General features: G+C 52.2%; 6 protein-coding genes and 1 tRNA gene. 4 read left to right on the top strand and 3 right to left on the bottom strand.

Annotation, left to right across the window (positions count from 1 at the left end; translation table 11 throughout):
* Positions 1–128 precede the first annotated feature (128 nt).
* Together ACH3PB_RS15070 and ACH3PB_RS15065 are read right to left on the bottom strand one after the other, a co-directional pair.
* Positions 129–476 (bottom strand): hypothetical protein, encoded by a 348-nt coding sequence (locus tag ACH3PB_RS15070; RefSeq protein ID WP_416396169.1) that lies wholly within the window; start codon positions 474–476, stop codon positions 129–131.
* Positions 477–919: 443 nt separating this feature from the next.
* Entirely contained in the window at positions 920–1,657 is a 738-nt protein-coding gene (locus tag ACH3PB_RS15065) for a hypothetical protein (RefSeq protein WP_416396167.1), read from the bottom strand.
* A 1,018-nt stretch (positions 1,658–2,675) separates the two neighbouring features.
* Here ACH3PB_RS15065 and ACH3PB_RS15060 point away from each other — a divergent pair.
* Positions 2,676–11,060, top strand: a complete 8,385-nt coding sequence (locus ACH3PB_RS15060) for an RHS repeat-associated core domain-containing protein (RefSeq protein WP_416396165.1) — start codon at positions 2,676–2,678, stop codon at positions 11,058–11,060.
* A 493-nt stretch (positions 11,061–11,553) separates the two neighbouring features.
* Here the strand turns inward: ACH3PB_RS15060 and ACH3PB_RS15055 are convergent.
* A tRNA-Ile gene (locus ACH3PB_RS15055) sits at positions 11,554–11,630 on the bottom strand.
* 243 nt (positions 11,631–11,873) lie between these two features.
* Here ACH3PB_RS15055 and ACH3PB_RS15050 point away from each other — a divergent pair.
* From ACH3PB_RS15050 to zwf, 3 genes are all read left to right on the top strand, one after another.
* Complete coding sequence (locus tag ACH3PB_RS15050; protein ID WP_416396164.1) at positions 11,874–13,310, top strand: RICIN domain-containing protein; 1,437 nt, start codon at positions 11,874–11,876, stop codon at positions 13,308–13,310.
* 188 nt (positions 13,311–13,498) lie between these two features.
* Positions 13,499–13,957 (top strand): hypothetical protein, encoded by a 459-nt coding sequence (locus tag ACH3PB_RS15045; RefSeq protein ID WP_416396162.1) that lies wholly within the window; start codon positions 13,499–13,501, stop codon positions 13,955–13,957.
* A gap of 20 nt (positions 13,958–13,977) precedes the next feature.
* On the top strand, positions 13,978–15,444 hold the full coding sequence (gene zwf, locus ACH3PB_RS15040) for a glucose-6-phosphate dehydrogenase (protein ID WP_416396161.1): 1,467 nt from the start codon (positions 13,978–13,980) through the stop codon (positions 15,442–15,444).
* Positions 15,445–15,447: the final 3 nt, after the last annotated feature.

Genomic DNA, 15,447 nt, shown 5'->3' with positions numbered 1-15,447 from the left:
CAGTAGATAATTGCTAAGACTTAAGTGTACAACAGGTTGATTAACAATAATTTTTTGGTGCGTTGTTTGTATATTATGTCGATTAGCTAGTCTTTACATTTAATTATCTATACCACTGAATGCTGTCTTTAATTTTTGATGGTGACGTGAAGTAGCTCTTCAACACGGTTATAACCATCAGGTTGGCAGTCTGATTTGCCGCTAATAAAAACTTTCTTGCCGGCGGATTGTGCAGCCAGAAGGGTTGAGAAAACTGCCTTGTCAGCTTCAGTTTTAATGCTGAATGTGAAATGCCACCATATATCCTTATGGCAATCCATCTGCGGCTTGTGTGTAGATGATGTGAGGACGAAGACTTGTTGCAGGCTTCTGTTAACGTCGAGACTGACTATGGATACGTCGCCCACTTCTGTTGCGGCTGCGTAGGCCGTGATCAATGGCATTACAAGTGCAATGAGAGACTTAAATCTATTCATACATTTTTCTCAGTAAAGTGGCAAGTAGCGCTCTATGACCTTAATTATTGGCTGCTTTTAGAGGCTGTGTGCAATAATTTAGTAAGCATGTAGGTACAAAAGATCTTCGGAGTCTGAGTAATGACTGCACTTACCGGATCCACCAGCGTTCAGGCGCTGGCCAGTAGCTTTAGCAGCAATGACCACAGAAGCTGCAACTTTGCCTCGATCGGTAGCAGTATTAATAGTATAACGACCGTGAGGTGCGCCAAAAGTTGCACATGCGGGTCTATCTTTTTGGTTATCCAGTATGAAAACCATGCTCTCATGATTCAGGTGGATCCAATAATTAGTTACTTTTCCTTCGCCCTCACTCGCGTAGCTAGTACAACTGTACCCTAAGAGGATAAGAGTTACTGGGCAAAGCACATGTTTCAAGCTGTTAACGACTATCTTCATTTGCATCACTCTATCGTAATCTTATCAATCCGCGCCCGAGTCGCAGACCCATCCATCTTTCCTTCAAACCTGATCACTGAACCTTTTGCCAACGTCACACCATAAAATGTCAACGTATCGAAATACTGGTTCGTGGTATCAAGCGCGTATTGCTGTGTTTCGATGAAGGTGCCGTCGACGAAAAGCTTTAAAGTCGATTGCCCATCATTTTCGATGATGTTTGTCACAACAATATTGTATGTGCCGGGGTCAAGCGTGGAGGTTAGCGAGGCGCTACCCACGCCATTGCTAGAGCTAGAGGACACGGCAATCCTGTCACCTTTCGTACCCTCGATCATATAACCTGACAGCGTAAGCGTTTCAGCTTCCACGGTAAGGCTTGTAATACCAGGTGTAGTGCCGCCAGTTGAGCCAGTCGCACTGCCGCTTGCTGCAACATTGGTAATCTCTAAAGCGGTGACCGGTTTGACGTTAGAAAGCCCGCACCAAGAAACAGCCGCACCTGCGGTGACGTTGCCCGTAGCGCTCTGAGTAGACATTTGAACAAGGCTTGCGGAGAACAGTCTCGTCACTGCTTCTGCGCCTAGGTCCAGCTCACGTGCCACGTGCCAGCCACCTGTAGCCAACTTGATGCCCACATCGTTTTCACAGATATAAAGGCCTATGACACGGTCGCCCGCGTTGCTAGCACCAGACATTCCGAGGGCGCTGATCATGCATGAGGCTGCAAATAATCTTTTCATAGTGGTATCCACGGTTAAATCTGACTGCTAGCTGCTGAGAGGGCTTTAATCGGTTTGACGTTGCTGATGCCACACCAGGTCATGACGGTGTTCGAGCTAATGTTTCCAGCCGGCGAACCCGATGCAAGCAAGTAGTTTGCTAGGGTCTGGACTCTCTCCACGTTCACCGAGCCAACCTCAGTTTCCAGCACGACAACCCATCCTGAGTTCGCGAGCTTTATACCGACGTCAGCATTACATACTTTGACGACTTCAACGGTGTCCGTGGTTTCTGCGTTAGTACTAACGGAAAGCCCTAGGCCTATGACTATATAAGCAAGTTCTTTAACACATCGCATCGGCGTTCCCCAGGGCGATCTACGTCTCTAATTGTAAGGCAAAGTACAAGTTGAGCCGCTGCTCGCTAAATTACTTGGCCATTTAAACGTAGCTGATGAAAATCTGATGTGAAAGATAAAGCTTGGGAGGGTTCCGGGCAATATTTCGGATGCGGATTTGACAATGTTTTACAATTGAGGTCGAAAATAACAATCAATTGTAAAAGATTGTCAAATCGACGCCTCATCGAATGCTACTTAACTTTGTATTCAATACACTGCCGGCCATTAGCAGTCTAAGTTGGGACGGCCTATGTCTGTTTAATGGCATCGCCCGATCGAACTCGAACAGCTCAACCACTTATCTCTCGTAGTCTCTGGCGCCAGCGCCAGTGTGAAGGAAGTAGCCGATGGCACAAAATAGTGTAAGCACGCAGTCTGTTCTACGCGCACTCATTTCAGCCCTTGTGCTGGCACTAGGATTCACTACAGGAGCTTCAGCCGAAGTTCTGGCGAGTGTGCCGAATCAGACTGGTGCGCCTTCGCAGTGTCCCGGCTGGCTAGCTACGGACGGTCCCGCGGGATGCGCCTTCGAGGCCTGGAAGGGCGAGCATGATCTGGACGACGATGGTGATCTCGAGACGCTTCTCTGGCTCAAGCCCCGGCACGAAGTCACCGTAGTTTCAGCCACCCACAGCATCATGCTTGAACGGACTGATCTACCAAGCTGGCTCGTCAATCTTGATTGCGGCGACTCAACGCCCCCCTGTCTACTCGTGCGTGATCCTTCTTCGAATGTTCTGGATGCAGTCACCTGGACAAAGCTCGACACCCACTGGATGAACACCGAGCTCAACGAGGACCAGCGTGTTGATTCAATCCTTCAGCCCGACGAGGGCGATACAGTCATCATCCGATCGCTCAACGCGGTCGATTTCATTTCTGACGTCGTGACTCTGGATGAGCTTGGCTACGACCCTGGCAACAATACTTCCTCCATCGAGAAAACGACCACTGATACCGGCGCAGCACTGCGCTTTGCCACTGGCAGTACCGGTGAAGTTTATGCCTGGACGGGTGAGTCTCCTGTTCTTATCGGTAACGAAGGCACCACGCCAGTTGTGAGTGAGCCGCCGGCTTGGACGCTTGATCCGAGTATTTTTGAGTTCGGATTTGATCAGTCTTCTGCTATTTCCGCTACGACTGGTCTGCAATCGCCTAATATCGCTGAATCCCTCAGTTCCTGTCCAGGATGGGCCAAAACAGACGCCCCACACGGATGCGCCTATGAAGCGCTCGTAGGAAACTACGATCTGGGAGGAACGGGTGGCACGAGACGGGTGCTTTATTTAAAGGCAAAGCATGAGTTGGTACTCATCCACGGCGACATTGACGTTATGGTTCCGGCCAAGCGTCTGCCAGACATGTTGATAGACTATCAATGTGGAGCGGAAGGCCATTCCCCTTGCGCTCCGATATTCAATATTGATCCTGCGAAATTTGCTGCTTCGACCTGGACACTGCTTGAAGGTGTGTGGCATAGCATAGATCTGAATGGTGACAATCGGAGAGACTCGTTACTTCTACTCGACTGGTACAACCCTGTTCTAATCATGTCTCATGGTGCGGAGGAGTTCCGCACCAACAGAATTTACCCAACAGAACTGGGTCTCAGTTACACGTCCGCTAACCTCTACTCGATGAATCTCTATGATCTCATCAAGAGCATCAGTTTTATTCCACAGTCACATAACCAAGCCGCCCAAATTTCGTTCGGGTTCGGCGGGTTCTCAAAACTATTCAATACGTCATTCGACGGAACAACAAGTCCAGCAGCAGACAGCTCAATCAATCTGGCTGACCTCTTCGCACGAGTTCTCATAAACGGGAACTTTTATGACGTGGTTAATAAGCCTGCGCAAAATAACAGTTATTCGGAATGGTCGACTTGTCCTGCATGGAAGTTGGCTGACGGGGTTGACAGCTGCGCCTGGGAAATCATGGAGGGTTACGGCGATCTTAATAACGATGGGGTCAAGGAAAAGCTGCTTTATCTAAAGCCACGCAAAGAATTCGTGTTGATTGCTGGTCCAATTAATACCCCACTGGTCTTCACAGATCTTCCAGGCATTTTGATCAATCAGGATTGTCGCAGGAACGACGCTGGCTGCGGCTACATCGTCGGACCGGACCAGAGCTTCATTAACTCGGTCGCCTGGAGACACGCCGGCGTCAAAATTTATGCGGCAGACCTTGATGGAGATGGCGTGCGAGACATGATCCTGCAGCCCGGGTCCGGTCCTTTGACAATTGTCTATGGTGGCGCTCCAGTCTACAGCGTAATAAATCCCTTAGGAGACTCTGGCTTCGACGATAGTGTGAAGCTGCGTTTTAGCGAAGTTGATGGAGATCGTGCCGAAGACCTTATTCTCGACGACCCTTCGCAAAAAGACTTCATTGCTGTGTTTGGGTCGAACCGAATTCTTAAAGAATGGAAGGCTGATCAGTCGTACGCTCGGCCCCCAGTTCCCACGATTAATCACTCGAAAGATGGCACCTATACGGCAGGCGCTACATCGGGTGTGCTTGATGTAAATGCGCTGGGCTCTGCTGGCTATAGTATTCCGCTCGTGGTCTCACCCGGCAGAGGTGGCATAGATCCCAAGCTGGAGCTTTCATACTCAAGCGGAAACCCCGGTGGTCTCTTGGGAGTCGGTTGGGGCATCACTACTTCAAATGCAATCGCTCGCTGCTCTGTAGGAAATGCGCCAGCGGTAACGATGACAAGTGCAGATCGATTCTGCTTTGGTGGATCGCCTCTTGTTGTTATCAATGGGCGGCCTTACGGGTCAGATGGGGCGGTCTATCGAACTGAGGAAGATCAGTTTGTCAGAATTACCTCATTTGGCAGCTACGGGGGTCATGGGCCAGATAACTTCAAGGTGGAGTATAAGTCTGGGGAACTCGCGTACTTCGGTACAACCGTCGACTCAAAGGATCTCACAAGCGATAGCTCAGCTGTAGAAAGTTGGCTATTGAAGAGCCTGGCCGATAGAACAGGGAACGAGCGAATTTATGCGTATCATAACGCGGCAAGTATCGAGCCATCGCTCGCGGAAATCCGATATCCCGGCGGCCATGTCGCGTACGGCTATAACTCTTACGCTAAGCAGGAAATCAGTTATGAGGGCGGCTCCAGAACAATTAGCAGACGTCAACTTGTATCCCTCAAGACGTTCGATGCAGCAGGCGACATTCTTCGCACCTATTACTTCGATTATGAAACGGGTCCTCTCTCTGAGTTGAATCGTCTCACTCAGCTCCAGGAATGCGGCGCAGATGGATCATGTCTTGCTCCCACCACATTTGAATGGTCGGACTCAGACTTTCCAGGCGTCATGGCGTTTGCAGGGCAGAGAAATACCGGGATTTGCGCGAATGGCGCATTGGATTGCGTGGAGGGTCTACCTTCGAGCATCAAATACGCCGATCTTGACGGCAATGGTAAAACCGATGTCTGTTACTGGATGGGCCATGGCTACAACTGTCGACTGACGTCACGTCTACCCTTTGATGGACCACAGTACCAAATTGATCTTTGTGCTACCGCTACTGCAGGCGACTGTAATTCGATAAAAGAGCGCAATGCTGCTATTCAGTTTATCGACGTTGATTTCGATGGCCTGCCTGAGCTGATCGTACCTATTCACAATCGTGTTCTAAAGTTTTTTGCAGGGCCAAATAATCCTGTAGCAAGACCTGCAAGCCAACTTTTCGCTTGTGACGGTAACTCGAATTGTATTCCTCACAGTGGGGTGAGCTTCGGAGACTTCACTGGCGACGGCAGGCTGAGCGCGTGCTGGCAGCGTGATGCGGGCATGCAATGTGCTATCGCCTCCGCTGGCGCAAGCTATGGCTTTGGTGCTGGCCCAACAGTATACCAGCTCGTTCAAACGAGTATTTGTTCAGCATCTGGGACGGCTCCAGGAAATTGTAGCGATCCAATTACTTATAAGTACACTCATCCCTCGTTCCCCGGGCAAACGGTGGAAAAAACCCTCATGGAAAGAGGTGAAGCTCGTTTCAATAGTCTTATAGACATCAATGGTGATGGCAAAAGCGAGATTATTTTTCGATCAGACGAAGGTTTGCGCGTTTACACTTACACGGGCGGAGCTTTCCAGGAGCTAATCTCTTATCGTACCGATCTTTGTGCGAACTACGATACTCGATGCAGCCAGCGTCGGGGGGTGATAGATGACAAGAGAACCCACTATCGCGTCAGCCTTAGTTACACAGATGTGAACGGAGACGGACTCACAGATATCTGCGCATTGAATGGATCTGGCATTTCATGTTATGCGAATACTGGCCGTAGTTTCGGCGACGTCATCCGTTCAACAGCCATCTGTAACGATACGGACCCAGGATGTAACGGCGCCGATAATCTCAGCACAATCCAGTTCACCGACGTAAACGACGATGGCCTGCCAGACCTTGTCTATAGGGATGATGCTAAAGGTGTTGTGGCAGCACTCAACACCCCTCCAGAAAACTATTTGTTTGGAGGCTTTAAGGTGCGTGTCGAGTCCGGAGTCTGCACGTCGAACAGCGGTGACTGTGAGGGCGACATTTCGCATTACGGAACTGTGAGTGTCATGGATATTGAAGGGGACGGAGCTGTCGATCTGATCTTCAGATCTGATACTGGGCTCGAGACCAGGTCTCTCAACGTAAAGGGCTATCCCGACTATTTAACCCAGATAACGACAGGTTTAGGCCACCTCACGAACATCTGGTATTCCACCATCCTGGACGAGTCTGTATACACCTACAATCCTCAGTCCAGCTGGTACCAGGGCTATCCTATTGTGCCGGTGCGGTCCGCAGTGCAGGTAGTCAAGCGCGTCTCCACACCCGATGGACTTGGAGGCTCAAAGTTCAAAGCCTATTCCTATGAAAATCTGAAGACTGACGTTACCAATAAAGGGCAGTTAGGTTTCGAAAAAACAACCTCTGTGAACGTGGACACTGGCGATTATGTCGTTAATACCTATAGCCACGTTCTGGCGACGGCTGGACGCCTCATCAAGAGTGAGCGATATATTCGCCGAAACAGCAATCCATTCCTGATGTCCAGGAAGACGATCAATTATGAAAGGCGCACTGGAATTGAACCCTCGCTGCGGGTAAGTCCTTACGCGCCGGCAGCCTATCCATATGTCATTCAGAAAACTTCTGAAACGGAACGTGAGTTCGACCTGCTTGGTGGTTGGACCGAGTCCGTCACACAGTATATTTATACGGATGTGTCCGGCAGAACTTCCGGGGGTAGTCCAAATGAGCCCTATTACGGTGAGATTTACCAGACGATAACTACTGTCACCGATGATTCTGGAGATCACCTTACTACAACGACGACCAGTCAATACGATCAGAATGATCCGGCGCAGTGGATGTTCGGACGTGTGACGCGAACAGACGTGACTCATGAAGGCGTGGTCGATGGGCTACCACTCGAAACGGTTTCAAAGTCTTCAGCCTGGACCTACTACACGACTCATAATCGTCAGGGCCTGATCGAAACTGAAACCGTAGAGCCCGATGACGAAGCCTCACGCCTTACCACGTTGTATGAGTATTTCGATTTCGGTCTGAAGTCTAGAGTGGTTTCTAGAGGGATGGCTGGTACCAAGCCGATCGAGCGAACTATCAGCTACACCTACGATGATTTTGGTCGACAAACATCGATGACCAACGCGCTAGGCCACACCGCCACGATGAGCTCGTATGCGAACGGGCTGAAACATTCCAGTACAACGACGAATGGGCAAACGACGACGTGGCACTATGACGCCTACGGTCGCCCCACCCTGGAAGAGGCCGCCGATGATAATTATTCAAAGACGAGCTATGGCGGTATAGCTGCTGGCGAGCCCGCGTGGGCGACATATAAGACGACTTCAGTAGACGCTTTCGGAAACTGGTCGAAAACTTTCTTCGATGTGCTCGGTCGACAGCGTGAGAGCCATTCCCTCGACCCCTTCAAAGACCGTGTAATCGTGACCCGAAATGAGTACGACCGCATCGGCCGAATCACGCGCAGTTATCTTCCACACTTCCAGAACGAGTACGCGCCGTATACGGAAGTGCTCGAGTACGACGATCTTAGACGACCGACGCGAACGAAAGATGCACGCGGCTATACAGCTACCACTGTGTATGGCACGCGACAGGTCACTTACATCAACGAAAAAGGGCAACAGAGAACCGAGGTCAGCAACGTCCTCGGCAAGCCGGGCTCCGTGGTTGACCAAAACGGTAATCGCCTTGTCTATAAATACGATGGTTTCGGCAATCAAATATCTGTGACTGATGAAACAGCAGGGCTTGTCACAACTGTTAAATACAACCGGCGCGGTTTCAAGACTGCCCTCAATGACCCGGCTAAAGGTCGCTGGACCTATGTCAATAACGTCTTTGGGGAACTGGTGCTCCAGACTGACGCTGAGCAACAGAAAGTCTGCTACGAGTATGACAGGCTAGGCCGTAAGGCCCGTCGGATCGATAACTTTGCAGGTACTCCACAGCAAGCGCTGGAGGGATGCGTAGGCGCTTCGCCTGCGCAGCAAGTGACGCAGTGGACCTATGATACCGCGGCAAACGGCTTGGGCCTGCCCTCGTTGGTGACTGGGCCAGACGGCTTCACCGCGAGGAACTATTACGATTCACTCAGTCGCCCATACGCCGAAATGCGAACGATCGACGGCAAGGCGCTAACAACAGTCACAGATTTCGACAACTTTAGCCGTCCGAGAGCTACGATGTACCCTGGCGGTCTGGTTGTTCACCAGAAATACAACCACCGTTCTATGTTAACGAGCATCGTTCGAGATACAGGCGGAATCTATTGGCAGGCAGTTGAAACGGATGCCAAAGGGCAGGTGACTCTCGAACGCCTTGCCAATGGTGTTATCACGACGAGCAGGGGTTACATGGCTGAGACTGGCTGGATTGAATCCATCGTCAGTAGCACGCCTGCCGCACTCGGCGATCTGCAGGTCAATCACTACACCTATGATGCGCTGGGTAATGTCTCCAGTCGGAGTGACGACCTCAACAATTGGTCCGAATCTGCTCAATACGACGAGCTCAATCGACTGAGCGTGCTGACGGAAACGTCGATAACTGGCACCAAGACGCGAAACATGAGGTACAGCCATAACGGCAATATCACGTTCAAGTCTGATGTGGGCGACTATGAATATGGCACTGCCTGTGAGGGATCGTCTTACAGCGCAAACAGCCATGCGGTGAGTAAAGCCGGTGGTGCTCAGTACTGCTATAACCGCAACGGCGATATGGTTTCTGGTGATGGGCGCACTATCGAATGGACAAGTTTCGGCAAGCCTAAACGAATCACCAAGGGCGACGCATCGGTAGAAATCTTCTACGGGCCGGACCGTAGCCGTTTCAAGCGTATTGATCGAACTCCGGCCGGTACCACAGAGACGCTTTATGTCGGTACTTATGAGCTCGTTAAAACAAGCAGTAGCACAGGTAGTAAGACCAAGGAGCGGCATTCGCTGGGTCCGGTCATTATTACCATCGACGCGTCAGACAAAGTCACTGAACAGTATCAGCTTACCGATAATCTTGGTTCGATCGTTGCGCTTGTAGATGTCTCAAAATTGGTCGCGACTGCGGATGTTAATGCAGCAGTCACGCGCCAGGCGTTCGATGCCTGGGGACAGCGCCGATTCGTTGATGCTTCGGTCATGTCTGAATTCAACCTGCTGAACTACAGGAATGAAACGACCGACAGAGGCTTTACAGGTCACGAGCATCTCGATGCCGTGGGCCTCATTCACATGAACGGTCGCGTCTACGACGCGAAATTGGGGCGATTCCTCTCGGCTGACCCCTTTGTTCAGGAACCGGATAATCTGCAGAGCCTGAACAGGTATAGCTATGTCTTGAATAATCCGCTCTCAATGACGGACCCGAGCGGGTTCTTCTTCAAGAAGCTTGTAAAAGCTATAGCGACTGCGGTGTTAGCTCCGATCGTAGCGACGCTTTACGTAATCGACAAGGCTCTGCGGGAGCTTGGCCGGTTGATGCGGAAGAATAAATACTTGAGTCAGGTTATTCAGATAGGCGGCTGTATAGCTTTCGCCCCAGCCTGTGCCGTTATCGCAGCGGCGGTAACCTACGCGGTAACTGATGGAGATTTTCAGGCTGCCATGGTGACCATGGTAACAACTGCAGTGCAGGCAGGCATATCTGCGGGTATTGGGGAGGCTTTTGGAGACTATACATTCTTTGATATGAAAACAGTGGGTGCCGTAGCAGCACACAGTGCTTTGGGGGGAGCGATAAGCGTTGCTGGAGGTGGTGACTTCAGGTCAGGCGCCATGGCAGGTGGTATCGGTAAGATTGGTGGACTCGCGTCCAATACCGTTATATCTGGCGAGAGTGTCGCTGCGGTAGCAGGTCGCACTGCTATAGCGGCAATTTTCGGAGGGACTGCTTCTAAACTCAGTGGTGGGAGCTTTGCGAATGGTGCCGTGACAGCCGCTATACAACACCTTTTTAATAATGAGCGTCAGAGTTCAAACAATGCTTCTAAACGCCTGAATCCATTGAAGATTATTGGCAATTTGCTGCCAAATTGGCTGCGGTCGAATCTAGTGCCAAGATTTACGGTGTATGCAGGGGGTGATCTAACGCTAGTACCCGGAGTAGGGGCTACAGGAGGTTTGGGAAGCTATTTCACTACAGACAATGGTATTTCTACAGGGAATAATGGCTTGAACGGAGGCGACTTTGAAGCAGGCAGTTTCGACGTGTCCGGCGGCGGCACTGGACTGGATATTGATTCATCGCTAGGAGTTGGGCTTGCATTTGGTAGCTTCGACAACAATTTCAAGGGAACCAGCAACAATATTAATTTAGATTACGGACGATACGCTCTTGACCTAACATTTAATGGAAGCAATCAATGGAGCGGATTTCGCTTCTCTGTAACTACAGGGTTGCCAGGATTGTCTACGACCACTTCTACTACTAATACGAGGTCTTACTAGTGCGAACGAGCATGTATGAAAGCTGCATCGGGCGAATGACCTCTGCTTGGCGTTTGATTAGCTCGACGCGAAGACATCCTTATCTTTGCGGAGGTTGTGGCTGCACCAGTTATGCTCCAATTTCTAAGAAGTTTTTCTTTATGTTCTTCGCTTCGATCTTCTTTTGGGTATCCCTAGCCATAGTGTATTACCTATATTTACCCTACTGGCTGCTACTATTCTGCGTGCCTGCTGGAGTCGTTGCTTCCTTCAAATTAGTTTTCGGGAAAGGTAAAGGAAGGGGCGCGTTGAGGTGTCGATGCAATCGTATGTGCCCGAGCAATTTCGAGTGATCGACAGGAAGTTCGTCATAAAACACTAAAAGCTGTGGATGTCATGAAGAGCTCCGCTGTGTGTCGACCTGATCCCATACAGCCCTTAAATGGCTCCAGGGGCTGTCGACGAACACGACCAGTTTGACCTGAGCTCAGGTTCAGTATTGGATGAAGACAAATGGTGGGCCCACCAGGACTTGAACCTGGGACCTGCCGATTATGAGTCGGACGCTCTAACCAACTGAGCTATGGGCCCTAAGACGCTGTTGCTACCCGAGAAAGAGTCGCAGCGTTTTGAGGAGGGCGGCATTATACCTGCTCATCTCGCCCACGACCAGTAGGCGCGAGCGTTCATTATCGGCCCACAAAGCGTCGATCACCGCACGTTTCCATAAATATTCCGCCCCGCCTCGTCGAAACCGACGATCAGTAAGACCTATGGCCTATGCTACTTTGCCGCCACGTCAATCGTCCCAAATATCAATAAGAGAGCGATGGAATGCGTGTACTCACACCAGTGAAGATTGTGGCGGCCAGCCTGTTTCTGCTCACGCTCAGTATTGCGGCTCATGCCGGCTTTACCGTCTCCGCTAGCCGTCTGGTCGACGGCAATGGCAATACCTTCGTCATGCGCGGCGTCAATGTCGCCCATGCCTGGTACCCGCAACAGACTAACCAGTCGCTGGCGAACATCGCCAGTCGCGGTGCCAACACCGTTCGCGTCGTGCTCTCCAACGGCGTCCTCTGGTCGCGCACCCCAGAATCCCAGGTTCGCGACACCATCGCGCAGGCGAAGTCCAAAGGCCTGATCGCCGTTCTGGAGGTGCACGACACCACGGGCTACGGCGAACAGACTGCCAGCACCATCAATCAGGCTGTGGACTACTGGCTCTCGATCAAGAACGCGCTGGTCGGTCAGGAAGACTACGTCATCATCAATATTGCCAACGAGCCCTTCGGCAACCATCAGCCAGCGAGCGCCTGGGTCAACGGCCACATGAATGCGATCAAGCGTCTCCGCGATGCCGGCCTGAATCACACGCTTATGGTCGATGCCGCCAACTGGGGGCAGGACTGGCAGAACATCATGCGTAACAACGCGCAGACCGTTTTCAATAGCGACCCGCGCCGTAACACCATCTTCAGCGTCCACATGTACGACGTCTACCAGAGCGACCAGAGCGTCAGCAGCTACCTCGATTCGTTCAAGGCCAAGGGGCTTCATCTCGTCGTGGGCGAGTTCGCAGCTGATCACTTTGGCAAATATGTCGCAGCCAACTCCGTCATGTACCACACGCGCCGCCACGGCTACGGCTACATCGGCTGGTCCTGGTCCGGAAACAGCAGCGACCTACGCTCGCTCGACATCGTCAGCAATTTCAGCAACAACCTGACGCCATGGGGCAACATGCTGTTTAACGACGGCGAGAACGGCATCGTGAAGACTTCAAAAAAGGCTTCCGTGTTTACCAGGGCGCCAACGACACCTGGCACGCCTGTCGGCACCATAGCAGGCCGCTACACGCTGCAGGCCATGCACAGCGGCAAGTGCCTGGATGTGTATGCTGGAAGCATGGCCGCGGGTGCCAGCCTGACGCAATGGGATTGTCACTGGGGCAGCAATCAGCAGTTCGATATCACCAACCTTGGCGATGGCACTTATGCAATGCGCGCGGTTCACAGCGGCAAGGTCGTCGATCTCGACTGGGGCCGCACCGTCAATGGCACCAATATCCTGCAGTGGGACTGGAGCGGCGCGAACAACCAGCGCTGGATCATGCGCGATGAGGGCAACGGCTACTACAGCGTACGGGCGAAGAACAACGCCAACAGCTGCATGGACGTGACCGGCGGCTACCAGAGCAACGGCGCCAACGTCCAGTTATGGGCCTGCAACGGTAATCCACAGCAGCGCTGGAAACTTTTTAGAAGATAAGACACCTCCCAGTGTCCCTTTTGGTTGCACGGACTTCCCCTGGGTCTGTGCAGCCACTTTTAGTCCTCTGACCCTCCCCCTGAGCCACCCTTCGCCATCCGGCAGTGTGCGTATGATTCGGAAAGTTGTATCCTCCCTTGCAATGCCAGTTCATCCGGCAATCCTCAACATCGTCAAGTGGAGCCCCAATGCCCAGTCTCAACAGAATCCTGTCCGTCTTTCTTGTCACCATGACCTTGCTGCTGGCCGGTTGCGCCACCTCTGGTGGTGAGGCTACTAACAAGAGCGGCAAGCCTGATCTGAGCCAGACGCTGTACCTCCGTGGCATGTTCACCTGGTGGGATGCGGACGACGCCTACAAGGTCCAGCGTGTGGGAGAAGATCTCTACAAGGCCACTGCCAAACTGGAAGCCGACGGCCAGCCCTATGAGTTCAAATTCGCAGACGCCTCCTGGTCGCCAGGCACCAACTGCGGTTTCCTCAATCCTGAAGACAAGGAAGTCGAGCTTGGCAGGAAGTTGATGGCGAACTGCTCGTCCAAGTTTGAGAACTTCTACTTCATTCCTGAAGAGACAGCTGAATACGAGTTCTATTTTGACGACTCGGGCGAAACCCCTGTGGTGTATGTTCAGAAGGCTGAATCGTAGCGCATACGGGGACAAAACGAATGAAAGACAAGCAGGCGTCGCTGGATACCGACTTCGCACTTTTTGGCGCAGGCGGCGACCTGTCACTGCGCAAGCTCATGCCGGCGCTGTATCACCTTGATGCCCAGGGCTTGCTCACGCCGCAGACCCGTATTATCGCTATCGCCCGTGAGCCATTCACCACCGACAGCTTCATCGCAAAGGTGGCTGCTAAACTCCGCACTGCCAGCGAGAGGCCGTCTGATGATGTTCTCGAACGCTTCACCGCGCGCGTCACGTATCTGGAAATGGATCTCGCGGATGCTAAAACCTACGCCACACTCCAGAAGCTATTGAACGAGCGCCCGAACAACCGCCTTGTGGCCTACTACGCGCTGCCGGCCTCTCTGTTCGAAACAGTATCGCAGCATCTCAAGACCAGTGGCTGTGCTGACGCCACCACACGCATCGTCGCGGAAAAACCCATCGGCCACGACCTCGAATCATCTACTGAGGTAAACGATGCCCTGGCGGCCTGTTTTGACGAAAGTCAGATCTACCGCATCGATCACTATCTTGGCAAGGAGACGGTGCAGAACCTCATTGCGCTTCGCTTTGCCAATTCCTTGTTCGGTAATAGCTGGGATGAGCGCTCGGTTTCCCATGTCGAAATCACAGTAGCCGAGGAAGTCGGTATCGAAGGCCGCTGGGGGTATTTCGACAAGGCCGGGCAACTGCGCGACATGGTGCAGAATCATATGCTCCAGCTGTTGTGTCTTGTCGCGATGGATCCGCCGGCCGATTTGTCGGCTCAGGCTATTCGTGACGAAAAGGTGAGGGTGCTGAAAGCACTTGGTGAGGTCGACATCACCACTGATGCGGTTCGGGGCCAGTACGGCGCTGGAACGAGCGGCGGCAAACAGGTGCCCGGCTATCTGCAGGAAGAGGGCGCCAACAAGACAAGTAACACCGAGACCTTCGTGGCCATCAAAGCTCGTGTAAATAACTGGCGCTGGTCCGGCGTCCCCTTTTACCTGCGTACCGGTAAGCGGCTGCCGGAGAAGCTCTCGCAGATCGTGATACACCTCAAGCCCGCGCCGCACTATATTTTCGATGCCGCGCAGGCCCATCTTGCAGGCAACCGGCTCGTCATCCGCATCCAGCCTGACGAAGGGATACAGCTGCAGGTCCTGCTGAAAGATCAAGGCATCGAAAAGGATCGACGTCTGCGAGAAGGCCCCCTCGATTTCAGTTTCCGCGAGGAACATGGCGCTGCGCGAATTCCCGATGCCTACGAACGACTCCTGTGGGAAGTCCTGCAGGGCAAGCAATCGCTCTTTGTACGGCGCGATGAAATCGAACATGCCTGGCGCTGGTGCGATCGCCTCATCGAAGCCTGGGCCAAGGCTGACGAAGCACCCAAAAAGTATCCCGCCGGTAGTTGGGGGCCCTCAGCCGCTGTTGCGCTCATCAGCCGCGATGGCTTTAGCTGGCATGATATGGAGTAGTCA

Origin of the sequence: Allohahella sp. A8 (genome assembly GCF_047946665.1) — a bacterium.
GTDB lineage: Bacteria > Pseudomonadota > Gammaproteobacteria > Pseudomonadales > Oleiphilaceae > Allohahella.
This window is presented reverse-complemented; position numbering and strand designations above follow the sequence as displayed.

Coding starts and splice junctions, on each gene's coding strand:
- ACH3PB_RS15060 (WP_416396165.1), top strand. CDS start 2,676: ATGCTTGAACGGACTGATCTACCAAGCTGGCTCGTCAATCTTGATTGC.
- ACH3PB_RS15070 (WP_416396169.1), bottom strand. CDS start 476: ATGAATAGATTTAAGTCTCTCATTGCACTTGTAATGCCATTGATCACG.
- ACH3PB_RS15050 (WP_416396164.1), top strand. CDS start 11,874: ATGCGTGTACTCACACCAGTGAAGATTGTGGCGGCCAGCCTGTTTCTG.
- ACH3PB_RS15045 (WP_416396162.1), top strand. CDS start 13,499: ATGCCCAGTCTCAACAGAATCCTGTCCGTCTTTCTTGTCACCATGACC.
- zwf (WP_416396161.1), top strand. CDS start 13,978: ATGAAAGACAAGCAGGCGTCGCTGGATACCGACTTCGCACTTTTTGGC.
- ACH3PB_RS15065 (WP_416396167.1), bottom strand. CDS start 1,657: ATGAAAAGATTATTTGCAGCCTCATGCATGATCAGCGCCCTCGGAATG.